20 protein-coding genes are annotated in these 26,300 nt (G+C 64.5%); 11 read left to right on the top strand and 9 right to left on the bottom strand.

Going from position 1 to position 26,300, the window contains the following annotated elements; translation table 11 throughout:
- Positions 1-331 precede the first annotated feature (331 nt).
- Positions 332-1,906 (top strand): alkaline phosphatase, encoded by a 1,575-nt coding sequence (locus tag EN869_RS31355; RefSeq protein ID WP_127230413.1) that lies wholly within the window; start codon positions 332-334, stop codon positions 1,904-1,906.
- A 234-nt stretch (positions 1,907-2,140) separates the two neighbouring features.
- On the opposite strand, the gene EN869_RS31345 is transcribed toward EN869_RS31355, so the two are convergent.
- Positions 2,141-2,410: a hypothetical protein gene (locus EN869_RS31345; RefSeq protein WP_245489654.1), complete on the bottom strand. Its 270-nt coding sequence runs from the start codon at positions 2,408-2,410 to the stop codon at positions 2,141-2,143.
- A gap of 214 nt (positions 2,411-2,624) precedes the next feature.
- On the opposite strand from EN869_RS31345, the gene typA reads away from it, so the two are divergent.
- Positions 2,625-4,454: a translational GTPase TypA gene (typA, locus tag EN869_RS31340; protein WP_127230415.1), complete on the top strand. Its 1,830-nt coding sequence runs from the start codon at positions 2,625-2,627 to the stop codon at positions 4,452-4,454.
- Positions 4,455-4,508: 54 nt separating this feature from the next.
- Here typA and EN869_RS31335 read toward each other — a convergent pair whose 3' ends face one another.
- Positions 4,509-5,135 (bottom strand): DUF1062 domain-containing protein, encoded by a 627-nt coding sequence (locus EN869_RS31335; RefSeq protein ID WP_127230416.1) that lies wholly within the window; start codon positions 5,133-5,135, stop codon positions 4,509-4,511.
- A 590-nt stretch (positions 5,136-5,725) separates the two neighbouring features.
- On the opposite strand from EN869_RS31335, the gene EN869_RS31330 reads away from it, so the two are divergent.
- Positions 5,726-6,337 carry a LysE family translocator gene (locus EN869_RS31330; RefSeq protein ID WP_127230417.1) on the top strand — a complete coding sequence of 204 codons (612 nt, stop codon included), beginning with the start codon at positions 5,726-5,728 and terminating at the stop codon, positions 6,335-6,337.
- 10 nt (positions 6,338-6,347) lie between these two features.
- Here EN869_RS31330 and EN869_RS31325 read toward each other — a convergent pair whose 3' ends face one another.
- Positions 6,348-6,671, bottom strand: coding sequence for a hypothetical protein (locus EN869_RS31325; RefSeq protein ID WP_127230418.1), 324 nt, complete (start codon positions 6,669-6,671; stop codon positions 6,348-6,350).
- Between the two features lie 245 nt (positions 6,672-6,916).
- Entirely contained in the window at positions 6,917-7,480 is a 564-nt protein-coding gene (locus EN869_RS31320) for a peroxidase-related enzyme (protein WP_127230419.1), read from the bottom strand.
- Positions 7,481-7,607: 127 nt separating this feature from the next.
- Here EN869_RS31320 and EN869_RS31315 point away from each other — a divergent pair, with 127 nt between their 5' ends.
- From EN869_RS31315 to EN869_RS31305, 4 genes are all read left to right on the top strand, one after another.
- Complete coding sequence (locus tag EN869_RS31315; protein ID WP_127230420.1) at positions 7,608-12,383, top strand: NAD-glutamate dehydrogenase; 4,776 nt, start codon at positions 7,608-7,610, stop codon at positions 12,381-12,383.
- Position 12,384: 1 nt separating this feature from the next.
- Positions 12,385-12,867: a methyltransferase domain-containing protein gene (locus tag EN869_RS34850; protein WP_210213866.1), complete on the top strand. Its 483-nt coding sequence runs from the start codon at positions 12,385-12,387 to the stop codon at positions 12,865-12,867.
- Between the two features lie 174 nt (positions 12,868-13,041).
- The gene (locus tag EN869_RS34845) at positions 13,042-13,194 is read left to right on the top strand and encodes a hypothetical protein (RefSeq protein ID WP_210213865.1); all 153 of its coding nucleotides are present in this window, start codon (positions 13,042-13,044) and stop codon (positions 13,192-13,194) included.
- 49 nt (positions 13,195-13,243) lie between these two features.
- A complete protein-coding gene (locus tag EN869_RS31305; RefSeq protein WP_127230421.1) occupies positions 13,244-14,623 on the top strand; it encodes an MFS transporter in 1,380 nt (459 codons plus the stop codon).
- A 194-nt stretch (positions 14,624-14,817) separates the two neighbouring features.
- On the opposite strand, the gene purH is transcribed toward EN869_RS31305, so the two are convergent.
- From purH to htpX, 4 genes are all read right to left on the bottom strand, one after another.
- Positions 14,818-16,434, bottom strand: a complete 1,617-nt coding sequence (gene purH / locus EN869_RS31300; RefSeq protein ID WP_127230422.1) for a bifunctional phosphoribosylaminoimidazolecarboxamide formyltransferase/IMP cyclohydrolase — start codon at positions 16,432-16,434, stop codon at positions 14,818-14,820.
- Positions 16,435-16,546: 112 nt separating this feature from the next.
- The gene (locus EN869_RS31295) at positions 16,547-18,271 is read right to left on the bottom strand and encodes a heparinase II/III family protein (protein WP_127230423.1); all 1,725 of its coding nucleotides are present in this window, start codon (positions 18,269-18,271) and stop codon (positions 16,547-16,549) included.
- A gap of 146 nt (positions 18,272-18,417) precedes the next feature.
- Positions 18,418-19,794: an RsmB/NOP family class I SAM-dependent RNA methyltransferase gene (locus EN869_RS31290; RefSeq protein WP_245489655.1), complete on the bottom strand. Its 1,377-nt coding sequence runs from the start codon at positions 19,792-19,794 to the stop codon at positions 18,418-18,420.
- On the bottom strand, positions 19,791-20,819 hold the full coding sequence (gene htpX / locus EN869_RS31285; RefSeq protein WP_127230425.1) for a zinc metalloprotease HtpX: 1,029 nt from the start codon (positions 20,817-20,819) through the stop codon (positions 19,791-19,793). Before htpX ends, EN869_RS31290 begins: the two co-directional genes overlap by 4 nt.
- Positions 20,820-20,924: 105 nt before the next feature.
- On the opposite strand from htpX, the gene EN869_RS31280 reads away from it, so the two are divergent.
- The gene (locus EN869_RS31280; protein WP_127230426.1) at positions 20,925-21,146 is read left to right on the top strand and encodes a DUF1674 domain-containing protein; all 222 of its coding nucleotides are present in this window, start codon (positions 20,925-20,927) and stop codon (positions 21,144-21,146) included.
- A gap of 70 nt (positions 21,147-21,216) precedes the next feature.
- Here EN869_RS31280 and EN869_RS31275 read toward each other — a convergent pair whose 3' ends face one another.
- Positions 21,217-21,882 carry an HAD-IA family hydrolase gene (locus EN869_RS31275; protein ID WP_127230427.1) on the bottom strand — a complete coding sequence of 222 codons (666 nt, stop codon included), beginning with the start codon at positions 21,880-21,882 and terminating at the stop codon, positions 21,217-21,219.
- 172 nt (positions 21,883-22,054) lie between these two features.
- On the opposite strand from EN869_RS31275, the gene EN869_RS31270 reads away from it, so the two are divergent.
- The 3 genes from EN869_RS31270 to EN869_RS31260 all read left to right on the top strand — a co-directional run bounded on the left by EN869_RS31270 (position 22,055) and on the right by EN869_RS31260 (position 26,284).
- Entirely contained in the window at positions 22,055-22,924 is an 870-nt protein-coding gene (locus tag EN869_RS31270; protein WP_127230428.1) for a transglutaminase family protein, read from the top strand.
- 310 nt (positions 22,925-23,234) lie between these two features.
- Positions 23,235-24,596: a pilus assembly protein gene (locus tag EN869_RS31265; protein WP_127230429.1), complete on the top strand. Its 1,362-nt coding sequence runs from the start codon at positions 23,235-23,237 to the stop codon at positions 24,594-24,596.
- Positions 24,597-25,015: 419 nt separating this feature from the next.
- Entirely contained in the window at positions 25,016-26,284 is a 1,269-nt protein-coding gene (locus tag EN869_RS31260; protein WP_127230430.1) for a cyclopropane-fatty-acyl-phospholipid synthase family protein, read from the top strand.
- The last annotated feature ends 16 nt before the right edge of the window (positions 26,285-26,300 follow it).

The following is a 26,300-nucleotide window of genomic DNA, read 5'->3' as shown; positions in this document are numbered from 1 at the left end:
GCTATGTCGGACTGGCCAAGGCCGCAGCCCAAGTGACGATGGCAGCGATCGCCTTCAACATGCGCCGATGGGCCGCCATCACGCCATAGGTGCGTCCAGCATCCGGCCTAAGGCCGCATCGCCACCCTCAAACTCCACCCCAAGAGCCAAAACAGAGCGAGACCTCACGGCCAAACCGCTCCGCGCGCTAGGTCGCGATGACTGTGCAACAGGCCCACAAGGGGAGAAGGAAAGCGCTGCACTGTTATCAAAACTTCATGGTTCCGAGACATGCCTGAAACATTCAGGCGAGAGCTTGGCGGTCCCGTTCGACGCCATCCCGGAGACAGCCATGAACAAGCTTTCCATCACCCGCCGCGCTTTCGTTACCTCGGCCAGCGCCTTTGGCCTTGTCGGCGCCTCCGGGCTCGCCCTGCCTTATTATTCGCGTGCCAGCCAGCGCCCGGCCTTCACGCATGGCGTCCAGTCCGGCGATGTCGATGCGACCTCCGGCATGGTCTGGACCCGTACCGACCGCCCGGCGCGGGTCATGTATGAAGTCTCGACCACCGAAAGCTTTGCCAACGCCACTAGGCTCGCGCCGCTCGATACGTCGCCGGCCAGCGATTACACGGCGAAGCGGCTGCTGACCGACCTCGCCTCCGACCAGGACATCTTTTACCGCATGGTCGCGGCCGATCTTTCCGACATCAATGCCGTCTCCGAGCCGATCGTCGGCCGTTTCCGCACCGCGCCGTCCTCGAAGCGCGACGTGCGCTTCGCCTGGTCGGGCGACACCGCCGGCCAGGGCTGGGGCATCGACGAGACCGGCATGAAGACCTATGCGACCATCGCCAAGCACACACCTGACTTCTTCCTGCATTCGGGCGACACGATCTATGCCGACGGCGTGCTGAAGGACGAGGTCGACCTGCCCGGCGGCGGCAAGTGGAAGAACGTCATCATGCTCGACGGCAAGCGCAAGGTCGCCGAGACGCTGGACGAGTATCGCGAGCAGTGGAAGTACAACATGATGGACAAGAACGTGCTGGCGCTGAGCGCGATCTGCCCGACCTTCTACCAGTGGGACGACCATGAGGTGCTGAACAACTGGTCGGACTCGAAGGACCTCAGCAAGGACGACCGTTACAAGGAAAAGTCGATCCACGTGCTGGCGGCGCGGGCGGCGCGCGCCTTCCACGAGATGACCACCATCCGCTACGAGCCGTCGGAGCCGGGCCGCGTCTACCGCAAGATCTCGCATGGACCGCTGCTCGACGTCTTCTTCCTCGACATGCGCTCCTATCGCGGCCCGAACGGCGCCAATCTGGATGAAACGCTGACGCCGAAGTCGCGCATGATCGGCGAGGAGCAGTCCAAATGGCTGAAGCGGGAACTGGCCAACTCCAAGGCGACCTGGAAGATCATCGCCGCCGACATGCCGCTCAGCCTGGTCGTGTGGGACGATGCAGCCAAGAAGGTCGGCTTCGAGGCCGTCAGCAACAACGACAATGGCGCGCCGAAGGGCCGCGAGCTCGAATTCGCCGATGTGCTGCGCTTCATCAAGACTGCCGGCATCACCAACACGGTCTGGCTCACCGCCGACGTGCACTACACCGCGGCGCATTACTACAACCCCGACAAGGCGCAGTTCCAGGATTTCAATCCATTCTGGGAATTCGTCTCCGGCCCGATCCACGCCGGCACTTTCGGCCCGAACGGCCTCGACATGACCTTCGGGCCCGAGCTGAGGTTCATCAAGGCGCCGACCGCCGAGCAGGGCCAGAACCTGCCGCCGTCGGCCGGCCTGCAGTTCTTCGGCCTGGTCGATATTTCGGGTGCAACCGAACAGCTCACTGTGCGGCTGATGGATCGCGACGACAACGAGCTCTATAAGGTCACGCTCGATCCGGTGCGATCCGCGTAAGGCGAGCCGTTACAAAAAAGGTACGCCGGCGGGACAGCGCCCCCCTCTGCCCTGCGGGCATCTCCCCCACTTGGGGGGAGGATGGCCGTCACCATTGCTTTCGCCAATCGTCAACGCTGCAGGAATGAGTGAGGCGCCGAAGCTGCTGATCTCCCCCCAAGTGGGGGAGATGGCCGGCAGGCCAGAGGGGGGCGCGAAGGATCGCGACTGTGGCGTGTTATTGCAAAGGCAAGATCAATCCGGATAACAAGCCCGGGGAATGTTCGGCCAAACCGCGGTGTCGCAGTTGGCGTCCTTCTGGCGCTGCTTGAAGGCGGCGCTGACCGGGCCGGTGACGATCGGGTCGACGCCATCGGGGGCATCGGCGAACATCTGCTGCGCCGTTTTGGCGTCGGGCGGCGAGATCGGGTCGGCTTCCCTGAGCGCGGCCGCCGACTGCGCGGCGCCCGCCGCGAGGAGCAGGCCAAGCGCCGCCCACGCAAAAACCGGACGCAATCTGGACATCTGATCGCTCATCAACATCGAACTGCCCGGCCCCTCAAAGGTTCCGCCTTGGTTAACGGATTCATTTCACACCAAGACGTTTAAGAATCAGTGACCATTCATTTGGGGTCGGGCCTCCCCTTTCGCAATTGCGAAAAACCCTGTATGAGCCGCGCAACCGAAAAAGGCGGCGCTTTTTGAGCCTGCTGCCTGCAACGTTCCCGAGACCAGACAAATGAACCTCCGCAATATCGCGATCATCGCGCACGTCGACCATGGCAAAACCACGCTCGTCGACCAGCTTCTGAAACAGTCCGGCGCCTTCCGCGACAACCAGCGCGTCGCCGAGCGCGCCATGGATTCCAACGACCTCGAAAAAGAGCGCGGCATCACCATCCTGGCCAAGGCGACCTCGGTCGACTGGCACGGCACCCGCATCAACATCGTTGACACCCCCGGACACGCTGATTTCGGCGGCGAGGTCGAGCGCATCCTGTCGATGGTGGATTCGGCGATCGTGCTCGTCGACGCCGCCGAAGGGCCGATGCCACAGACCAAGTTCGTTGTCGGCAAGGCGTTGAAAGTGGGCTTGCGTCCGATCGTCGTCATCAACAAGATCGACCGCCCGGACGCCCGCCATATCGAGGTGGTGAACGAGGTGTTCGACCTTTTCGCGGCGCTGGACGCCACCGACGAGCAGCTCGACTTCCCGATCCTTTACGGTTCGGGCCGCGACGGCTGGGTGTCGGAAAACCCCGAAGGCCCGAAGGACCAGGGCCTGGCGCCGCTGTTCGACCTCGTCGTCAAGCATGTGCCGGCGCCGACGGTCCATCCCGGTCCGTTCCGCATGATCGGCACCATCCTCGAGGCCAATCCCTTCCTCGGCCGCATCATCACCGGCCGCATCGAGAGCGGCTCGCTGAAGGCCAACCAGGCGGTCAAGGTGCTGCACCATGACGGCACGCAGATCGAGACCGGCCGCGTCTCAAAAATCCTCGCTTTCCGCGGCCTCGAGCGCCAGCCGATCGACGAAGCCCATGCGGGCGACATCGTGGCGATCGCCGGCCTGTCGAAGGGCACGGTCGCCGACACGTTCTGCGATCCGTCGGTGAGCGAGCCGCTGCACGCGCAGCCGATCGACCCGCCGACCGTGACCATGTCCTTCCTCGTCAATGACAGCCCGCTTGCCGGCACCGAGGGCGACAAAGTGACCAGCCGCGTCATTCGCGACCGCCTGCTGCGCGAGGCAGAGGGCAATGTCGCGCTGAAGATCGAGGAATCGGCGGAAAAGGACTCATTCTTCGTCTCCGGCCGCGGCGAATTGCAGCTCGCGGTGCTGATCGAGACGATGCGCCGCGAGGGTTTCGAGCTTGCCGTGTCGCGTCCGCGCGTCGTCATGCAGAAGGGCGATGACGGCCAGCTGCTGGAACCGGTCGAGGAAGTCGTCATCGACGTCGACGAGGAGCATGCCGGCGTCGTCGTGCAGAAGATGTCGGAGCGCAAGGCCGAAATGGTCGAGCTGCGTCCCTCCGGCGGCAACCGCCAGCGTCTCGTTTTCCACGCGCCGACGCGCGGCCTGATCGGCTACCAGTCGGAGCTTTTGACCGACACGCGCGGCACCGCGGTGATGAACCGGCTGTTCTTCGCCTATGAGCCCTATAAGGGCGAGCTGCCCGGCCGCACCAATGGCGTGCTGATCTCCAACGAACAGGGCGAGTCCGTCGCCTACGCGATGTGGAACCTCGAAGACCGCGGCCCGATGATCATCGATCCGGGCGTCAAGGTCTATCAGGGCATGATCATCGGCATCCATTCGCGTGACAACGACCTCGAAGTGAATGTGCTGAAGGGCAAGAAGCTCACCAACATCCGCGCCGCCGGCAAGGACGAGGCAGTGAAGCTGACGCCGCCGATCCGCATGACGCTGGAGCGGGCGCTGGCCTGGATCCAGGACGACGAGCTGGTCGAGGTGACGCCGAAGACCATTCGGCTCCGCAAGCTCTATCTCGACCCGAACGAGCGCAAGCGTTTCGAGAAGGCCGCCAAGGTGATGGGCGCGGCGTAAGTTTCGCCCCAAGCAGTCATCGAGGTAGGGAGCAATGCTCCCTCCCTTTTCATTTCAGTCGCATGCGGCGCCGACAATCGCGCCGCGGTCCGCCTCGCCGGCAAGGTCGATGCGGATCGTCGCGCCGTCGCGCACCGGCTTGCGCCAGGCCCGGCCGCCATCCGGGCTGACTATGAGCAATCGCCGTTCCTCCCAGACCTGCAGCCTTGAACGCGAGATGCCCAACTCGCCGGCAAGCAGGCGGTCGAGCCGCAAGGACGTCGCGGCATCAAGCCGAAGCTCAAGCGAAAGCGCGACCGCGCATTCCGGCCTGCCGTCCAGCAGTTCCTTTCGGACCGCAACATCGGGAAATTCCTCGATCCGTCCGATCCGGCTTCGTAGCGCTACCGTATCGAAGGCGTGCCGACGCACGAATGCCGGGTCGTTGCTTTCGAACGCCGCAAGCAGCGCCGGCTCGATGTCGCGGCGGTTGCAACGCTCGAGGATGGTGCGGTTCCACGAGTTGTCGCAGCCTGTGCAGCGATAGATCAGCCAAACGTCGATGCGTTTGCCGTTGGCATTGACGCGGAATTTCTCGCTGTATTTGTATGGCCTGACGCCACCGCAGCGGTTGCAGTTGATGAGAGGTCGTGGCGCGATTGCGGGCGCGATCGTCCAGCGGACAAACAAGGTAGAAGACATGCCGGTAGGCCCTTCCCGTCGGGAAGTCCGTCAGGCCGGCAATGTCCGAGATGCCCCTCATGGGCACGGCGTGGCGAAAGGTGGAAGTCAGGCGTCGGCGTGGATCACACGCGGCGGCTCAGCAATGCCAAACCGGTCTCGAACCGCCGCCTGAAGAACACATGAATAAGGATGCAGGGCCGCTAAAGCTGCGCCTGCGGTGCATTCAGAGGAGTTGGCGAGACCGGCGGTTACTGAGGCAAAGTGATGCTCGAAAATAGATGTAGGGGGGTCTTCTAGGCAAGGCTGAAGGGGACGGCAAGAGCACCAATAGTCAGCGTCGGCGCTGCCCCTCATCCGCCTGCCGGCACCTTCTCCTCGTGAACGGGGAGAAGAGGGCTGGCCGCGATGCTGGCGCTCCGGTGATTGGCGAAACCGGCAGCGAGAGCGTCCTTCGCCCCGTTTACGGGGAGAAGGTGCCCGAACGGCGGATGAGGGGCGGCGCCGAGGTTGGCAGCTATTGTCTCCATCCTCAACGCGAACCCGTTGCCGGGCGTGTCAAATCCGTCCTGATCGGGTACCTTTTGTTCCCATCCCGTAGGAAACGCCCCATGCATCTCGCCTCGCTGCTGATCTTCGCCGCCGCTTTGTTTGTCGCCGCCGGCTCGCCGGGGCCGTCGATCGCGGCATTGGTGGCACGCGTCATCTCGAAGGGATTTCGCGATGTCTTTCCGTTCCTGCTGGCGATGTGGATCGGCGAAGGAATCTGGCTGTCGCTGGCGGTGTTCGGGCTCGCCGTCGTGGCACAGACCTTTCATTACGCCTTCGTCGTCGTGAAGTGGGTGGGTGTGGCCTACCTTGCTTATCTGGCGTTCAAGATGTGGATGGCGCCGGTCGAGGCCAGGGAAGGCGAGATGCCGCGCGAGGATTCGGCCCTGAAACTGTTCTTCGCCGGCATGGCGGTAACGCTCGGCAATCCGAAGATCATGATGTTCTATCTGGCGCTGCTGCCGACCATCATCGATCTTGCCTCGGTCAGCGTGGTCGGCTGGGTCGAGCTGACGCTCACCATGGCGATCGTGCTGGTGGTCATCGACCTTGCCTGGGTACTGGCCGCTTCCCAGGCGCGCCGGCTCTTGAAGAGCAAGCGCGCCATGAAGATCGCCAACCGCGTCAGCGCCACGACGATGGCAGGCGCCGCCGCGGCGATCGCGGCGCGATAAGCAGCCGGCCTCACATCATTTCGATGATCGGCGCGATCTCGACGCTGAAGGCAGGGTCCATGAGGATCGGGCACTCCTTGGCCTTGGCGACGGCATCGTCGATGTCCTTGGCCTCGACGATTGTATAGCCGGCGGTCGGATTGCTGCCGCCATTGTTCTCGACCTTGCCGCTGGGCAGCACCGTCTTCGACATGCCGACCGGATTGCCGCCGTCGACCACGGCCGAGCCGAGCTTGCCGTACCAGCCGGTCCAGGCATCCATCGCCGATTTCCGCTCAGCTTCGTCGGTCGGCATTTTGCCGGAGCCATGATAGACATAGAGAAATTTCGCCATGTTCTGCTCCCTTGTCGGCGGCGTCGAACCGGCATGCGGCCACGCCGCTTGCGATATGCGGCAGTGCCGCAATTGTTGATATGCAGCTTCGCTGCAATCCGATATGCAGCTGCGCTGCAATCGTGGATATGCGGCGGTGCCGCAATGATGGACATGCGGGCTGCGCCGCAGTGCTTATCATCGGACCAAAAGGCAGAGTGGGCAACGAAAAATTCGAACCCGCCAATATATAATGGCGGCGATCGCTACCTGGCCATTGCGTGGTATTCGGGGTTCGGCCGCATGTCGACGGCGGCTGCCACCCGGTTCGACATATTGAAGAAGGCGGCGGTCGAGGCGATGTCCCAGATGTCGCGGTCGCTGAACCCGGTCTTACGTAGCGCGGCGCGGTCTGCCTCGACGATCCTGGCCGGCTCTTCCGTCAGCTTGACCGCGAATTCCAGCATGGCGCGCTGGCGATCCGACAGCTCGGCGGCACGAAAATTCATCACCATCATCTCGCCGAGCGCCGGCTCGCCCGACAGCTGACGCACCGCCGCGCCATGCGCGGTCAGGCAGTAGTAGCAGTGGTTGATCGAAGAGACGACCACGGCGATCATCTCGCGCTCCAGCTTGGACAGGCCGGACTCGCCCAGCATCAGGTCGTTGTACATGTCGGTGAAGGCGCGCAGCTTCTTCTCGTCGAAGGCGTAGGCGAGAAGCACGTTGGGCACGAGGCCGAGCTTCTCCCGGCATTTGGCGAAATAGGCCTTCGTCGCCTCGCTGAGCTCCGCTTGGACAAGGTCAAGCGCGGTTATTTTGCCGGTCATATGGTTTCTCCTCGCGGGCGATGGCGTCGGTCCGAATTTTTTAAAGCGTCGTCAAACCTTTGTCGCCAAACAGCGCTCATCTGGCTACCATAGAACCAAAAGCATGCCACGGGAGGGAATAAGCGTCATGGCCAGCGTGAAATCCAAGCCAAAGAAGAAAACCGCCGTCGCGAAGGTGGAGGGGAAACCCGCAAGGCTTGCAGACTACCTTCTGGCACGGGCGCCTGCCGAGGATATCGCGGCCTATGACGCAGCCCACCTCGAACGCGCCGGCGAGCTCGCCGGCCGCGCCGTTGCCAAGCACAGGAAAGGCGAAAGCGTCGTCGCCGTCGAGGCCGATTCAGGCGTTGCCTGCGACGGCCGGCCGGTCACGGTCATCACCGTCGTCAACGACAACATGCCGTTCCTGTTCGATTCGATCTTGGGCGAGATCACCGAGACCAGCGGCGAGCCGACGCTGGTCACGCATCCGATCGTCACCGTGCGACACGGCAAGACCGGCGTTGCGGAAATCCTCAGGGACAGCGGCAAGGAGGATGACGGGCACGACCGGCTAAGCGTCGTCCATGTCCATATCCCGCGACTGACCGCCGATCAGGCGAAGAGCCTTACCGAGCGGCTCGGCAAGACGCTGTCCCAGGTCCGCGCCGCCGTCGTCGATTGGAAGCGTATGCTCGCCCGCCTCGACCAGGCGATTTCCGAGTTCCGTTATTCGGCCGTGCCGCTCGACAAGAAGAGCGTCGCCGAGGCGATCGCCTTCCTGGAATGGCTGCGCGACGACAATTTCACCTTCCTCGGCATGCGCGAATTCAAATATGTCGGCGGCGAGGAAAGCGGCACGCTGGAGCGCGCCGACAAGCCCGGCCTCGGCATCCTGTCCGATCCGGACGTGCTGGTGCTGCGGCGCGGCACCGAGGCGGTGACGACGACGCCGGAGATACGCGCCTTCCTGCACGGGCCGGAGCCGCTGATCGTCACCAAGGCCAACGCCAAGTCGTCAGTGCATCGTCGCATCTATCTCGACTATATCGGCATCAAGACCTACACGGCGAAAGGCGCGCTCGCCGGCGAGCTGCGCATCGTCGGCCTGTTCACTTCCACCGCCTACACGCGCTCGGTGATGAAGATCCCCTATCTGCGCTCGAAGGCCGAGACCGTGATCTCGAAATCCGGCTTCGATCCGCACGATCACTCCGGCAAGGCGCTGATCAACATCCTGGAGAGCTATCCGCGCGACGAGCTGTTCCAGGTGCCGGTGCCGATCCTGCGCAAGCACGCCCTCGCCATCCTCGGCCTGATCGAACGGCCGCGGGTGCGGGCGCTGGTGCGTGTCGACCAGTTCGACCGCTTCGTCTCGATCATCGTCTTCGTGCCGCGCGACCGCTATGACAGCGTCGTGCGCGAGAAGATCGGCACCTATCTGAAAACCGTGTTCGAGGGCCGGCTGTCGGCCTATTACCCCGCCTTCCCGGAAGGCGGGCTGGCTCGCATTCACTTCATCATCGGCCGTTCCGGCGGCAAGACGCCGAAGATCGAACAGGCGACACTCGAGGCGGCGATCCGCGACATCGTGCGCACCTGGGAGGACGCGCTGTCCGAGGCGGCGGAAGCAGCTGGCAGCGATCCGGCGCTGAAAGCGATCGCGGCGCGCTTCCCCGAAAGCTATCGCGATAGCTTCTCGGCGGCCGTGGCGCTGGCCGATGCCGGGCGCATCGCCAGGATCAGCGCCGACAATCCGATCGCCATCGATTATTACCACCATGCCGACCAGAAACCGCAGCAGGCGGCCCTGAAGATCTATCATTTCGGCAGCCCGGTGGCGCTGTCGCGGCGCGTGCCGGTGCTGGAAAACATCGGCTTCCGCGTCATCAGCGAGCGCACCTTCGAGGTCGGCGACGATCCGGCGAGCAAGGTGTTCATCCACGACATGGAGCTGGAGAACAGCTACGGCAAGCCGATCGATCTCGCCGATGGCGGCGCGCTGTTCGAGGACGCGTTCCTCTCAGTCTGGCGCGGCGACGTCGACAATGACGGCTATAACGGCCTGGCGCAGACGGCCGGCCTGTGGTCGGGTGAGATCACCATCCTGCGCGCCTATGGCCGCTATCTGCAGCAGGCCGGCATTCCGCAGAGCCAGGATTTCATCGCGGCCGCGCTCAACCGCTATCCGGAGATCGCGCGCGGCCTGCATCAGCTCTTCGTCGCCCGCCTCGGGCCGACGGCGGAAGGCGACGGCGTGGTCGCGGCCAAGCACCTCAAAGCCAAGATCAAGGACGCACTGGAGGAGGTGCCCAATATCGATGACGACACCATCATCCGCCGCTACCTCAACCTCATCGAAGCCTCGCTGCGCACCAATCATTTCGTAGCCGATACGAAAGACAAGGGGCAGTCGCTAGCGATCAAGCTCGATTCGCAGGCGGTCGAAGGCCTGCCGGCGCCGCGACCATGGCGCGAGATCTTCGTCTATGGATCCGAGGTCGAGGGCGTGCATCTGCGCTTCGGCCCGGTGGCCCGCGGCGGCCTGCGCTGGTCGGACCGCGCCCAGGATTACCGCACCGAGGTGCTGGGGCTGGTGAAGGCGCAGCAGGTCAAGAACGCGGTCATCGTGCCGGTCGGCGCCAAGGGCGGCTTCTATCCGAAGAAGCTGCCGATGAGCGCCGGGCGCGACGCCATCTTCGAGGCCGGCACCTCGGCCTACAAGAATTTCGTCTCCAGCCTGCTTTCGATTACCGACAATATCGGCGTCGACGGCGTCATCCCGCCGGCCGGTGTGGCGCGCCGCGACCAGGACGATCCCTACTTCGTCGTCGCTGCCGACAAGGGCACGGCGACCTTCTCCGACACCGCCAACGCCATTTCCGAAAAACACAATTTTTGGCTGGACGACGCTTTCGCCAGCGGCGGCTCGGCCGGCTACGACCACAAGAAGATGGGCATCACCGCCAAGGGCGCCTGGGAGGCGGTGAAGCGGCATTTCCGTGAGATCAACCGTGACATCCAGACCTCGCCCTTCACCGTGGTTGGTGTCGGCGACATGTCGGGCGACGTGTTCGGCAACGGCATGCTGTTGTCGCCGGCCACCAGGCTGATCGCCGCCTTCGATCATCGCGACATCTTCATCGATCCCGATCCGGACATGGCCGCTTCGATGGCGGAGCGCCAGCGCATGTTCGCGCTGCCGCGCTCGTCCTGGCAGGACTATGACAAGTCGAAGCTGTCGGAAGGCGGCGTCATCGTCTCGCGCAACCAGAAATCGATCACGCTGCCGCAGGCGGCGGCCGCCGCGATCGGGCTCGGCAAGACCACCGCGACGCCGGTCGAGATCATGAACGCCATCCTCAAGGCGCCGGTCGACCTTCTGTGGTTCGGCGGCATCGGCACTTATGTCAGAGCTTCCAGCGAAAGCAACGCCGATGTCGGCGACCGAGCCAACGACGCCATCCGCGTCACCGCCCTCGATGTCCGGGCGAAAGTGATCGGAGAGGGCGCCAATCTCGGCGTCACGCAGCGGGCGCGCATCGAGTTCGGCCTGAATGGCGGCCGCTGCAACTCCGACGCCATCGACAATTCGGGCGGCGTCAATTGCTCCGACGTCGAGGTCAACATCAAGATCGCGCTGGCGTCGGCCATGCGCAAAGGCTCGCTGACGCGGCCGGCGCGCAACAAGCTGCTCGCCGAAATGACCGACGAGGTGAGCGCGCTGGTGCTCTCCAACAACTACCAGCAGACGCTGGCGCTATCGCTGGCGCGCAAGCGCGGGCTCGCCGACATCGCGCACCAGGCCCGCTTCATGACGGCACTGGAGGCGCGGGGCCTGCTCGACCGCGCCGTCGAGACGCTGCCCTCGCCGGCGGCGCTCGCCGATCGCGAGGCGCGCGGCGAGCCGCTGACCCGGGCCGAGCTCGGCGTGCTGCTTGCCTATGCCAAGATCGTGCTGTTCTCCGACATCGTCGCCAGCGACGTGCCGGACGACCAGCATTTCGACCGCGACCTGATGGGTTATTTCCCCGAGCGCATGGCGAAGAAATTCGCCGGCGAGATCCGCGACCACCGGCTGCGGCGCGAGATCATCGCGCGCGTCGTTGCCAACGATCTGGTCAATCGCGGCGGCCCGTCTTTCGTCAACCGCTTGCAGGAATCGACGGGCCGTACCGCGGCCGATGTCGTGCGCACCTTCGCCGTGGTCCGCGACGGCTTCGCGCTGCCCGCGCTCTACAAGGAGATCGACGCGCTGGACAACCAGATCGACGGCCAGGTCCAGCTCGATCTCTATCAGGCGGTCAGCCGGCTCATCTTTGTGACGAGCGGCTGGTACCTGAAGAACCAAGCGGGTTCGGCGCCGCTTGGCATGCGCATCGCCGAATTGCAGGAAGCCCGCAAGGCGCTCGAGCCGAAGCTGGTGTCGTTGCTGCCGGCCTTCTCGCGCGAGCGCATCGAGGAGCGGCGGCATGGTCTGTTCAAGGGCGGCGCGCCGGAAAAGCTCGCCGGGCAGCTCGCTCTGACAGAAGTGGCCGAACTGATCCCGGATGTCGCGCTCACCGCGCGCACCGCCAATGCCGACATCGTCAGCGCGGCCAAGGCCTTCTTCGCCGTCAGCGATGCCTTCCGCATCCCGCGCGTCGAGGAAGCGGCGCGCTCGATCATGCCGCCCGACTATTACGACCAGCTGGCGCTGTCGCGCGCCACCGACACGATCGGCGTGGCGCGCCGCGGCATAGCGGTGGCGGCGCTCACCGCGCATGGCACCGCGGCGGATCCGGTTGCGGCGTGGCTGGAGGCCGGTGGCGAGCGCGTCGCGCGCATCCGCGAGCGGCTCCAGGCGCTGACCGAAGGCGGCGACATAACCGTGTCGCGGCTGTCGGTGGCGTCCGGCCTGATGAGCGACCTGACGGGGATGTGAGCTGCTGGAAGAAGAGCATTCGCTTCGATCAGCGCCGGCCCGCCGCCCCCTGCCAGGAGCGGACGACCTGGCATCGGCCGAAGACATCTATGACGCTCAGTTCGTCAAAGGCGTCTTCGACCGCTGCTCCGGGCGCTACATCACCTTCAGCCTAATCTGCTCGTTCGGCTTTACCGAGCGCTGGCGCCGGCAATGTGTCCAGCTGATGCCTGCGCCCCAGACAGCGCGGCCAACCGGCTACGACCTGATGGCAGGGACCGGCGAAGGTTGGCCGCATCTGCTCAAGCGCTTTCCGGATATCGGCGCCATCACCGCGGTCGACATCTCATCGGGCATGCATCGGCGCGCCATGCAACGTCTGCATGCCCACCGTGCCCACAAGATCGCCTTCATCGAGGACGATGTGCTGGCCAGCGACCTGCCCGATGCCAGCGCCGATTTCGTCGTCTCGACCTTCGGTCTCAAGACGTTCAATCGCGAGTAGCATGCCAGGCTCGCCAAGCTGGTCGCTCGATGCCTCAGGCCGGGCGGCGTTTTCTGCATGACCGAAGCATCCGACCCGAAGGGCTGGTAGCTGCGGCCACTTTATCTCTTCCACCTCAAGGTGGTGCTGCCGCTTGTCGAAAGGACGCTGCTGAGGGGCGCGCGCGACTTCTCAATGATCGGCACCTACTCCACCAATTTCGGCGATGCCTCGCATATGGCGGAAATGCTGAAGGGCGAAGGGCTGGAGGTCCAGTTCAAACGTTTCTTTTTCGGCTGCGCGACGGCCGTCGCAGGTCGCAAGCCGGGCGCATTTGCGCCGTCATGAAAAACATGCAGACATGACGCCCGACGCGGACGGGGCCGAGGGAATCAGCATGGCGGCAGTAGAGACAGTGCGGCGGGCGACGGGGCGCGGCATCTGGGGCTGGATGTTCTTCGACTGGGCGGCGCAGCCTTTCTTCACCGTCGTCACCACGTTCATCTTCGGGCCCTATTTCGTCTCGCGCATGGCGAGCGACCCGACCGCGGGACAGGCCGCCTGGGGTTACGGTATCGCGGCCGCCGGCCTTGTGATCGCAGTGCTCTCGCCGGTGCTCGGCTCGATTGCCGACCAGACCGGGCCGCGCAAGCCATGGATTGCCTTCTTCGCCGCGATCAAGATCATCAGCCTTAGCCTGCTGTGGTTCGCCGCGCCCGGCTCGAACCTGTTCCTGGTCGTGCTGTTGTTCTCGCTGGCCTCGGTAGCGGCGGAATTTTCGACCGTGTTCAACGATTCCATGATGCCGCGGCTGGTGCCGAAGGAGGAGATCGGCAAGATCTCCAACGTCGCCTGGGGGCTCGGCTATCTCGGCGGCATGATCGCGCTGATCTTCGTGGTGCTGTTCCTGGCCGGCAATCTGGAGACCGGCAAGACGATCGTCGGCCTCGACCCGCTGTTCGGTCTCGATCCGAAGCTTGGCGAGGACGCCCGCTTCACCGGGCCGATGTCGGCCGGCTGGTACTTTCTCTTCATCCTGCCGATGTTCTTCTTCACGCCGGACGCGATCAAGGGCATCCCGATCGGACCGGCGGTCCGTGAGGGCCTCTTCGAACTGAGATCGACGCTTGACGAGGTGTTCCAACGTAGCGGCATCCTGCGCTTTCTTCTGGCCCGCATGATCTATCAGGACGGCGTCAATGCGCTGCTGGCGCTCGGCGGCACCTTCGCGGCAGGCATGTTCCATTGGTCGATCACCGAGATCGGCCTGTTCGGCATCATCCTCAACATCGTCGCCATCTTCGGCTGCTGGATCGCGGCGCGGCTGGACACGGCCTTCGGCTCGAAGCATGTAGTGATGATCGCGCTGGTGATGCTTTCGGTCGCGACCATCGGCGTCGTCTCGACCGGTCCTGGCTTCACCCTGCTCGGCCTGATCCCGCTGTCGACCGCCGATTCCGGTGGCTTGTTCGGCACCGCGGCGGAGAAGGCCTACATACTCTACGGCCTGCTGATCGGTCTGGCCTTCGGCCCGGTGCAGGCGTCGTCGCGCTCCTACATGGCGCGCAGCGTGACGGCCGCCGAATCCGGCCGCTACTTCGGCATCTATGCGCTGGCGGGACGCGCCACCAGCTTCCTGGCGCCGTTCATGGTGGCGACCATCACGACCATGAGCGATTCGCCCCGGCTCGGCATGGCGGCGATCATCCTGTTCCTGGGGCTCGGCATGGCGATCCTGGTGGGGACGCCTTATCCGGCGGACAAGCCGAAGGGGTAGCGCGAGACTTCCCTTCTCCCCTTGTGGAAGAAGGGGGCCGAGCGAAGCTCGGTCGGATGAGGGGTGTTGGAAGGATCGCTGCGCCGAAGAAGTAAGCGCCTGGAATCATTCAGTTTCCGGACGTCTCATTCCCTGGAGCCTCATCCGTCGCCTTCGGCGACACCTTCTCCCACAAGGGGAGAAGGTGAAGCGCGCTAATGCCTGAAATGTCTGACTCCGGTGAACACCATGGCGATGCCGTGCTCGTCGGCGGCGGCGATCACGTCGTCGTCGCGCATCGAGCCGCCGGGCTGGATCACCGCCGTGGCGCCGGCTTCGATCGCCAACAATAGCCCGTCGGCGAAGGGGAAGAAGGCGTCCGAGGCCACCACCGAGCCTTTGGTCAGCGGTTCGGCGAGACCAGCCGCTTCCGCCGCGTCGAGCGCCTTGCGGGCGGCGATGCGCGAGGAATCGACGCGGCTCATCTGGCCGGCGCCGATGCCGACCGTCGCGCCATCCCTGGCATAGACGATGGCGTTGGACTTGACGTGCTTGGTGACACGGAAGGCGAATTTCAGGTCGGCCAGTTCGGCCGGCGTCGGCGCGCGCTCGGTCACCACTTTCAGCTCGAGGTCGTCCACCACGGCATTGTCGCGGCTTTGCACCAAAAGCCCGCCGGCGACGGATTTGGCAAGCGTGCCGGCGGCGCGCGGGTCGGGCAGGCCGCCGGTAACCAAAAGGCGCAGGTTCTTCTTTGCCGCGACGATCGCTGCAGCCTCGTCGGTGGCGTCGGGCGCGATGATGACCTCGGTGAAGGTCTTGACGATCTCCTCGGCAGCCTCGGCGTCGAGGATGCGGTTCATGGCGACGATGCCGCCGAAGGCCGAGACCGGGTCGCAGGCCAGCGCCTTGGCGTAGGCCACCTTCAGCGTTTCACCTTCGGCGACCCCGCAGGGGTTGGCATGTTTGATGATAGCGATCGCCGCCGAGCTGGCTGGATCGAACTCGCCGACCAGTTCGAAGGCGGCGTCGGTGTCGTTGATGTTGTTGTAGGAGAGCTGCTTGCCCTGCAACTGCCTGGCGGTGGCGACGCCCGGCCGCTGGTCGCCCGACAGATAGAAGCCGGCGCCCTGGTGCGGGTTCTCGCCATAGCGCATCACCTGGTCGAGGCGGCCGCCGAAAGCGCGCCAGGTCGGATGCTCTATCTCCAGCGCCTCGGCGAACCAGCCGGAGATCGCCGCGTCGTAGGTGGCGGTGCGGGCAAAAGCCTTGGCCGCCAGCTTTTTGCGGAAATCCAAGGACAGCGAGCCGAGGTTCATCTCCAGCGCGTTGATGACTGAAGCATAGTCGGCCGGATCGGTGACGATGGCGACGTAGGCGTGGTTCTTGGCTGAGGCGCGGATCATCGCCGGCCCGCCAATGTCGATGTTCTCGACGATCGAGGCATAGCCGGCGCCGGAGCGGCGAACCTCCTCGAAGGGATAGAGATTCGAGACGAGAAGGTCGATCGGCTCGATGTGATGGTCGCGCATGGCCTTGACATGGTCGGCATCGTCGCGGATGCCGAGCAGCGCGCCATGCACCGACGGATGCAGGGTCTTCACTCGGCCATCCATGATCTCGGGAAAGCCGGTCAGCTCGGAGACGTCGCGCACCGCCAGGCCGGCCTCGGCGAGTGCCTTGGCCGTGCCGCCGGTCGAAACCAGCTCGACACCGGAAGCGGCGAGCGCCCTGGCGAAATCGATCAGGCCGGTCTTGTCGAAGACGGAAAGCAGCGCGCGGCGCACCGGAACGAGATCGGGCGCCGGAATGTTTTTTGTGGGCACGGCCATGGCGGGCGGCCTTTCAGAGCTGTTGGCAGGGACCTTCGGCCGGCCCTAGCATATGAGCCCCGGAAATCAAGTGAATCTGGGGTCAGCGCGCAGCCGCGTTTGCCGGGCAGGCTCAGTTGTTCTCGGGATAGCCGGCGATGTGCGTGCGCGTCAGCTGCCAGTGCACCTCGGCGATCTCCGAGGCCTTGAAGGCGAGCACGATCTGGCGGCTGCGGCGCGGGCCGCCCAGGCCGGCGAAATAGATCGATTCCTCGACCTCGGGCACCACTTCGGCGCAAGTGAAGACCCAGCTGTCGCCTGGCGCGGCGGCCAGCGTAAAGCGGTTGTGGTCGTCCTGCAGCACGCTGATGTCGGGGTGGACGTGGAAGCGCACCGTGACGAAGTCGCGGCCATTGTTGCGGATCGCGCCGCCGCCTTGGCGCAGGAAACGATCGCGGCCGGTCAGTACATTGCCGTTTGAGCTTAGCTTCAGCTCGCGCTCATGCAGGAAGCCGAACTGGGCGGCGTAGCCGTCATGGCGGGCGACAAAGCCTTGCATGCCTTTCTGGTCGAGGCGCTTGCAGGGCACGTGCTGCGGACCGCCGATCAGCGGCGAGCCCAAAAGGTCGCTGACACGCAGCGAGTGGCTGAAGCGCGCCGAGGAGGTGTCGTTGACGGTCGCCGTCGAATGCGCGGCGGTGGCGCGCGCCAGCGGCCGGAATTCCGGGGCGCCGTAAGTGTCGATGCCGGCATTGACGATGAAGTGCTGGCGTCCGGAGGAGAGCTCGAAAGCAAGGCAGCCTGCATGCGCCGCGTTGGAGACGTCGACCGGCGGCGGCAGCCCGGTGTCGGCGATCACCGTCACGCCGCCCATCGACAGGCGCTCATAGCCGGAATGCGGCGCGTGCAGCAGCGGGGCGCCTGCCGTGTCGTCATGGCGCATGATGGTGGCGATGCGGTCATGGATGGTCGCGCCCATGCCGTTGAAGCGGGCAAGGCTGCCGTCCTGGTGGCGGAAGAAGCGCAGCGCCGGCAACATGCGGTCGATGGCGCCGATCAAGGCAGCGGGCGGCGCCTCGGCCTGGTTGGCATAGGTCTGGCGCAGCGGCAGAAGATCGGCCAGCAATTCAAGCACCGCCATCGGCTTGCGCGAGATGTGGCCGCCGTCGGGCAGGATCTGATGCTCCAGCTCCTCGGCCAGGTGGCGCGTCGCGGAACGCAGCGCCGAAGCAGGCGCCGGCAGGGACAGCGCGGCGAAGGCGAGCGCGATGCGGGCGCGCAGCCTGCCCTCGCCGTCCGGCATCTCACGCGCCATCGAGCGCAGGTAGCGGATCTGCATGGCCAGTGATTTGAGGAAGGCGCGATAGAACGGGAATTCGGCGCCCTGCAGCACCACCGAGGAATGCTGCAGCCAGGCGATCACGCGCTTGGCTGTCGTTCCCGGTTCCCAGGCCACGCCGGAGATCTGGTTGCCATGCATGGCGATCCAGTCGGTGACCAGGGCCCTTGCATTGGCGGCGGCAAGCTCGGTGCCGGTGGCGCGCATGTGGCGCAGCCAGCGGAAGCCGTGCAGCGATTTCTGCCAGCCGCGATTGGGCACGTCGAGCTGGAACGGCGACCGGCCGCCGGTCTCTACCAGATGGCCGGAGAGCGGGTAGCGGCCGTAATAGATCTCCAGCGCAATCTGAGGATCGGCGAGCCGCAGATCCGGCGGCGCGATCAGGACGCGTTCGGGCGTGCGGCCGGAATAGCGCCAGCGGTAGACAGGGCCGGCGCGCAAACGCCGGCGCGTCTTGCGCCAGAACTCCTTCGCGACAAGCGTCCAAAGACGTGTCGTGCTGCCGGCAACAAGTGCCAATAGCCCTCCTGATTTCCCCATAACCCAAGCACAAGCTTATGCGATTCAAGAACTTATGCGAAGGCGGAAATCGCCGGAGTGAAGCACTTCATGCCGCTTTGCTGGTGCCGTCCCTAAAAAGTCAGGGCGTTTTACGAGATAACGCGCTAACCGACCGGTCTCATCCGCGCGGCGAAGAAGCCGTCCAGACCGGAAATCCCGGGCGATTCCAGCGCCAGGTCGGCCGGCGTGGTGCGCAAAGTGCCCGCAGATGTAAGGAACGGATCGACGTCGGCGAACTCGCGGGGGCGGATCGGGTCGTCGATCACCCCTGGGCTTTCGGCAAGGAAGGTGCGGTAAAGTTCCTCGCCTTCGATCGGGTCGAGCGAGCAGTTGGAAAAGACGATGCGGCCGCCGGGCCTGACCAGCGTGACGGCGTGGGCAAGCAGCTTGCGCTGGAGCGCGGCGAGCTTTTCGACATCGGCCATGGTCTTGGTCCACGGCACATCGGGGTGACGGCGCACCGTTCCGGTCGAGGAGCACGGCGCATCGAGCAGCGCGGCGTCGAACAACCGCGCCGGCCGGTAATCCAGAAGGTCGGTCTGGACGAGATCCGCCGCCAGGCCAAGGCGATCCAGATTCTGCGCCAGCCGCGTCAGCCGGTTCTTTGAGGTATCGACCGCGGTCACTTCGGCGCCGGCCAGGATAAGCTGCGCCGTCTTGCCGCCGGGCGCGGCGCACAGATCGGCGACGCGCTGTCCACTTATGTCGCCGAACAGGCGCGCCGGCAGGCTGGCGGCGGTATCCTGCACCCACCAGGCGCCGTCCGCGAAGCCGGGCAGATCGGTGACGTTGGAGGCGAGTTTTTCGACCCGCACCGTGCGGGTCGGCAGCACGATGCCGCCCAGCCGCTCGGCCCAGAGCTCCGGATCGGCCTTGACGGTGAAATCGACCGGTGCCTCGTGGCGATGCGCGGCAAGGATGGCACGCGACTTGTCGACTCCGTAAGCAGCGGTAAGCCGCTGCGAAAACCAGTGCGGCGCCTCGCTGGTGGCGGCAAGCGCCGGGGCAAGCTCGTCCTGCTTGGCGCGCGCCAGCGAACGCAGCACGCCGTTGACCAGGCCGGAGAAGCGCGTGGTGCGCGGATCGGACTTGGCGTGGGTAACGGCAAGGTCGACGGCGGCGCTGTCCGGAACATCGAGAAACAGGATCTGCGCGGCCGCGACATGCAGGATATGCGACAGCGCGGTCGCGTTGGGCGGCAGCGGCTTTTCCAGCCGCTTCGCCAGCAGCCCGGCAATGGTCATGCGATGGCGCAGCGCGGTGACCAGGATGGCACGGACCAGCGCCCTGTCGCGGCCGTCCAGCGCCTTGTATTGTGGATGGCCGTGCTCGTTGTCGGTCAAGCCATCCAGCGGCGTGCGCGCATCGATGACGGCGGCGAGCAGGCGCGACGCCGCCTTGCGCGCGGCAAGGCCGGCGACGCGCTCGTCATCGGCCTGGTGTTGCGGATTGCCTGAATGTCCGCGCCTCGGCGGCGTCACGACCAAGGACCTTTCGACCGGCGCGGTCCGGTCGGGTTGCGGCCCCAGGGGTTGGGTTTCGGCTGTGACGGATCGGCAGGCGGCGCGGGTTCAGTCCCCTTGCCCCACGGACCGGCCGACGGCTCCTCGGGCTGGATGGGCGGAGGCGAAGCCTGGCGCCGGCCCGCTTTCGCTGCGCTACCCATCGAGCGCGCCATTTCCTGCAGCGCGGCGATGCGGTTTTCGGTGCTCGGATGGGTCGAGAAGAGATTGTCCATACGCTCGCCATGCAGAGGATTGATGATGAAAAGATGCGCCATCGCCGGGTTGCGCTCGGCATCCTCATTGGGGATCTGCTCGGCGCCACGCGCGATCTTGTTGAGCGCCGAAGCCAGCCACAGCGGATTGCCGCAGATCTCGGCGCCGCGCCGGTCGGCTTCGTATTCGCGGGTGCGGCTCACCGCCATCTGCACGATCATGGCCGCTAAGGGCGCCACCAGCATGGCCACCAGCACGCCGACGAAGCCGAACGGGTTGTTGTTGTCGCGGTTGCCGCCGAAGAAGAACGCGAAATTGCCGAGCATCGAGATGGCGCCGGCGAGCGTCGCCACGATCGTCATGGTCAGCGTGTCGCGATGCTGCACATGGGCAAGCTCATGCGCCATCACCGCCGCGACCTCTTCATGGGAGAGCCGTTCGAGCAGGCCCGTGGACGCTGCCACGGCGGCATTCTCAGGATTGCGGCCGGTGGCGAAGGCGTTGGGTTGCGGGTTGTCGATCAGATAGGTCTTGGGCATCGGCAGGCCGGCCCGCTTCGCCAGGCCCTGGACGATCGCGTAATATTCCGGCGCGTTTTTTTCGTCGACCTCGACGGCACGGTTCATCGACAGCACCATCTTGTCGGCGTTCCAGTAGCTGAACAGATTGGTGCCGGCGGCGATCAAAAGCGCGATGACCATGCCGCCCGAGCCGCCGATCAAATAGCCGACGCCCATGAACAGCGCCGTCATCGCGGCAAGAAGCATGGCGGTGCGAAGCGTGTTCATCGTTTCATCCGTCGGGGGCGATGGAGAATTGGGGTCGATCCTTTCGCGGTCATGGCTATATGATGGGAAAGGCCGAGCCCCGTTTCAATCGGCAGGGAATATCGCATGACCGAACTGACCAACAAGACCGAAACCACGCGCGAAGGCGACGGGCCGCGAAAGATGCTGACGCCGGCCGCGAACCGTGCGCTGGCGGAGGCCGAGGCCAGGCGTATGGAATATCGCGAAGCCGAGGCGAAATTGCCGAAGGAAATCGGCGGTCGCGGCGGCAAGGAACCCGGGCGCTACGGCGACTGGGAAGTGAAGGGCCTCACCAGCGACTTCTAGCCGGATGTGCTGATATTCAGGTGAGACCGACCTGCAAGCGGCTCGGCCGGGCCTGAAACTCAACACATCCTCAGGCCGCTGCCTGAGTTGGCGACAAAACGATGAAACCACTGTCGTCCGTCGCAATGCCGATTTCATCATAGGAACGGATCGTCGGGTGCGGCGTGACGAGCGGGTGGACATGCGTGGCGCTGATCACCATCACCGAGGCGCCGGAAGCCTCGCCCGCCGCGATGCCTGCCGGCGCATCCTCGAAGACCAAGCAGTCGCGCGCCTCGACGCCGAGACGCTTTGCCGCCAGAAGGAAGCAATCGGGCGCCGGCTTGCCATGCGTCACATCTTCCGCCGTCACCATCTTGGCGGGAACCGGGATGCCCGCTGCCGCGATGCGCAACAAGGCCAGTTCGCGCGGCGCCGAGGTGACGATCGCCCAGCGCTCCGGCGGCAGCGATTTCAGGAAGGCGACGGCGCCGGGGATCGGGACGATGCCTTCAAGATCATCGGCTTCTGCCTTGAGCAGCGCGTCGGCTTCCGCAACCGCATCGACGCCCGCAAGCCTCAATCCGGCGATCGTCTCGATCGCCCGCTTGCCGTGGATCGTCGGCAGGAAGCTCGCCACATCGAGGCCGTGGCGTTCCGCCCATTTCGTCCACACCCGTTCCGCCGCCGCGATCGAGTTGAGCACCGTGCCGTCCATGTCAAACAGGAAGGCAGCGAACTTTGAGCCTGCGAACATCGGGTTTTCCTGGAGAATCGTTTTCGGGGAGGGCGAAACGTGGTACCTAGTTTAGACCGGCCATCGCTGGCTGAGAAGGCGAGATGCGCGCATTTCGATTCCGCGCGGGAACAACCTCCGGTTCGTTGCGTTGAAGGGGCTGTCTTTCCAAAATCACCAAAGGGGGCATGCGATGCTGATCCGGCTCGGCTATGAAATTGCCATCGAATGCGCGGCGGCGACGCCGATCGTCTCGCTTCTCGACATTCATCCCGACCGGCATCCCGACATCAAGCGGCAGACGCGGGTCCTGACCTCCCCTTCAGTGCCGACCCGGACCTATCGTGACCGTTACGGCAATACCTGCCGCCGATTCACGGCGCCTGCCGGCAACTTCCGCATCCTCTACGATGCGGTGATCGAGGACAGCGGCGAGACCGACGAGGTCAACACGCTGGCGCGGGAAACACCGGTCGCGGAACTGCCCGACGACGTGCTGGTCTATCTGCTCGGCAGCCGTTACTGCGAGACCGATCATCTCGGCGGCATCGCCTGGCAGCGTTTCGGCCATTTGCCGCCCGGTTGGGCGCGTGTGCAGGCAATCGTCGACTACGTCAACAGCCGGCTTTCCTTCGGCTACGGCTATGCACGCGCCACCCGCACCGCGGCCCAGGCGCATGAGGAGCGGGTTGGCGTCTGCCGCGATTTCGCGCATCTGGCGATCACGCTTTGCCGCTCAATGAACATTCCGGCGCGCTATGTGAACGGCTATCTCGGCGACATCGGCGTGCCGGTCGATCCGGCGCCGATGGATTTTTCTGCTTGGATGGAAGTCTTCCTCGACGGCAAATGGTACACGTTCGATCCGCGCCACAACCAGCCACGCATCGGCCGGGTCGTCATCGCGCGCGGCCGCGACGCCACCGACGTGCCGCTGCTGCACAGTTTCGGCCCGCACCGGCTCACCCTGTTCAGGGTCTGGACCTATGAGCAGGAGGGCAACCGCTTCAATCCTCCACATCACGGCGTCGATCGGACGGTCAGCGCGCAGATGCTTGCCTGACCTGAATCTCAACAGACCCTGAGCCGTAGTTTCGTCACGGCCACTGGCCCGCTTCGGGACAATCCGATTGTGCCGAAGAGGGAGCGCTCGCTGCTGAAGCCGAGATCATGGTAAGCGTTTCATGAAGACCGGCTCGCCAACGCATTTTTGTTTACGTCCCATTCACCCTTCGAGCATCCGAAATCCAGCAAAAACAACGGATTAACCTACTGCCAGGCGTCTTCCGACCGCCGCCGGCCGGGTCTGGCCGAAATCCTGCAAACGCCCTGGTCGAGCGGCATGAGGCCGCGGACAGTTGGAGGCGCAAGGGATGCGGCAGCTCAGAGGTGTCGTTCGTGGGGTGGACGGCTTTGCCCGCAATCGCCAAGGCAATTTCGCGGTTCTGTTCGGAGCTGCCGCATCAATCCTCGCCCTGGGGGTGGGATTCGCGGTCAATATCGCACAGCTCTACAATGCAAGGTCGAGCCTGCAGGGCGTCGTCGACGCGGCCGTGACCTCGACGGCCCGCGATCTCACCCTCGGCGTCATCACGGAAGCCGATGCCAACAAAACGGTGCAGGCGTTCCTCGATGCCAACAGCGCGGCCGGCATCTTGCAGGCCAACCGCATCGTGCTCGACAAGCTCACCGTCGACAGGACCGCCAGCACCGTGAAAGCGGATGTGCACACCGATGTCAGCCTCTATTTCCCGCTGTTCAGCATCGGCGATATGCAGCGCGTGACCTCCTCGACCACGGCGCTCTATTCGGACAAGACGGTTGAGGTGGCGATGATGCTCGACGTCACCGGCTCGATGGCGGGCCAGAAGATCAAGGATTTGAGGGCAGCGGCGAGCAACGCGGTGGATTCCTTCCTCACCGGCCAGAACGCCGCCAATCCGCGCGTGCGGGTGGCGATCGTGCCCTATGCCAATTCCGTCAATGCCGGCCCGCTTGCCGCCAGCACCGTCTTTGTCGAGACCAAGGCCAGCGAGCGCAAGCAGGCGCCGGGCAATGACGACCCGAAATATGTCTCGGCGTCGACGCGGCCCGACAGTTGCGCCACCGAGCGCAAGGGCGCCTATCAATATTCGGATGCGGGTCCCGATGTCAGCATGGTCAACCGCGATCTCTTTTTGTCCGACTTCGCCAGGCAAAGCCGCACACGAGCCTGTCCCCTCGCGACGGTACAGCCGCTGACCACGGATGCATCGGCTCTGACCAATGTCATCAAGGACCTCGAGGCTTCCGGCGGCACCGCCGGCCATATCGGCGTGCAATGGGCCTGGTACATGCTTTCGGAAAACTGGGGCAGTGTCATGAAGGCCTCGGAGCGTCCGGCCAAGATGGATCCGAAAAAGGTCGCGAAATACGTGATCCTGATGACCGACGGTGAATTCAACCTGTCCTATTTCGACGCCGATAGCCCGGATCAGGTCTATAACGACGCCGGCAAGGTCGAGACGCGGACCGCGGCGATGACGCTTTGCGCGGCGATGCGCGACCAGGGCATCGAGATCTTCACCATCGGCTTCGCACTCACCGAGAAGAACGCCAAATCGACGCTGCAGAGCTGCGCCAGCCCGGACACCGGCAATGCCAAGCATTTCTACCAAGCGGCCAACGGCGCCGAACTCGATCAGGCCTTCCAGTCCATCGTGCGCAACATCGACACTCTGACCGTGACCAGGTAGCGGCGGCCGATCGAGCCGACGCCGAAACGGAAAAGGCCGCCGCTTCTTGACGAAGCCGGCGGCCTTCCGTGTTTCCGTCCATGACGCGGCTCCTGGCGGCAACCCCTTCGGGCTACCTGCCGCGCGTCTCGCGCCTTAACGGGAAGACTGCTTCCCGGAAGTGCAATCCGCTGAGCTCACGTTGTGGAAAACGAAATCACTCGACATCGGATCACCTCCTTTCAGTTCGTTGAACACACTGAGATGATGGGGTGCGTCGCGGCAAAAGACAAGATGACGCGACGGAATGACCTCCTCTCCCATCTTGAAATCTGGTCCTGCGGTGCTTTTGCGCAACAGACCGGGATTGCGGTCCACAGGCCGGTGGATGACAGTGCCGCCTCGGGATGGGGCGGATGCGACATTATCGGGAGGTGGGAATGGACGCCGCCGACAGGGCCGCGCGTATCGTACGCAGGGTCGTCGAAACGCTGAAGCCGGGTTTTGCGGTCAGGCTGTGGACCGGCGAGCGGATCGGGCCCGCTGACGGCCCGGTGCTTGCCATCAACGATCAGGACATCGTTTGGCAACTGGTCCGGCGGCCGACCTTCTCAACGCTGGTCGAGATGTGGATTTCCAAAACCGTCGATATCGAAGAAGGCACGCTGTTCGATTTCTACGCCCTGCCTTCGCAAGGCAAGCTCAAGACGAAACTCAAGTCCCTGCCGAAGCTGGCAATCCTGCGCGACCTGCCGGCGGTGTTGTTTTCGCGCAAGCAGATGACGGCGCGCAGCGATCTTTCGGGCCGCAAGCCTTTCGTCAGCGGATCGAACAAGGAGGCGATCCAGCACCATTACGACATTTCGAATGATTTCTACCGGCTCTTCCTCGACGAGCGCATGGTCTACAGCTGCGGCTATTTTCACGATTTCGCCAACGGCATCGACCAGGCGCAGGTCGACAAGCTCGACCACATCTGCCGCAAGCTCAGGCTGAAGCCCGGCGAAAGGCTGCTCGACATCGGCTGCGGCTGGGGCGCGATGCTTATCCATGCGGCGAAGAATTACGGGGTCGTCGGTCACGGCGTCTCGCTGTCGCAAGCCCAGACCGACCTTGCCCGCGAGCGCATCCGCGCCGAAGGACTGGAGGATCGCATCACCATCGAGATAAAGTCTTATGCGGAACTCTCCGGCTCCTTTGACAAGATCTCGTCGATCGGCATGTTCGAGCATCTGGGCCTTGCCAATCACGCGGCCTATTTCTCGGCGGTCCACCGGCTGCTGAAGCCCGGCGGCATCTACCTGCACCATGCCATCACCCGGCGCGGCAAGGGCAGCACCAGGACGACACTGCGCAAAGGCGCGGAATACAAGGCATTGATCAAATACATCTTTCCCGGCGGCGAGGTCGATACGATCGGCATGACGCTCGGCAATCTCGAGGCGCACGGGTTCCTCGCCTATGACGTCGAGAACCTGCGAGAGCATTATGCGCGAACCTGCCGCCTGTGGGCGGAGCGCCTGCAGGCGCGCTTCGACGAGGCGATCGCCGAGGTCGGCGAGGCCAAGGCGCGGCTGTGGCTGCTTTATCTGACGGGTTGCTCGATCACTTTCGAGCGCGGTTCGGCGCAGATTTTCCAGACCGTGGCCACCAGGCGCGCCCGCGGCCCGAGCGGCCTGCCGCCGACGCGGGCGGATTTGTATCGGTAAGAAACTGCGATGCAGT

This window comes from Mesorhizobium sp. M2D.F.Ca.ET.226.01.1.1 (assembly GCF_004022705.2).
In the GTDB taxonomy this organism is placed as follows: Bacteria; Pseudomonadota; Alphaproteobacteria; order Rhizobiales; family Rhizobiaceae; genus Mesorhizobium.
This window is presented reverse-complemented; position numbering and strand designations above follow the sequence as displayed.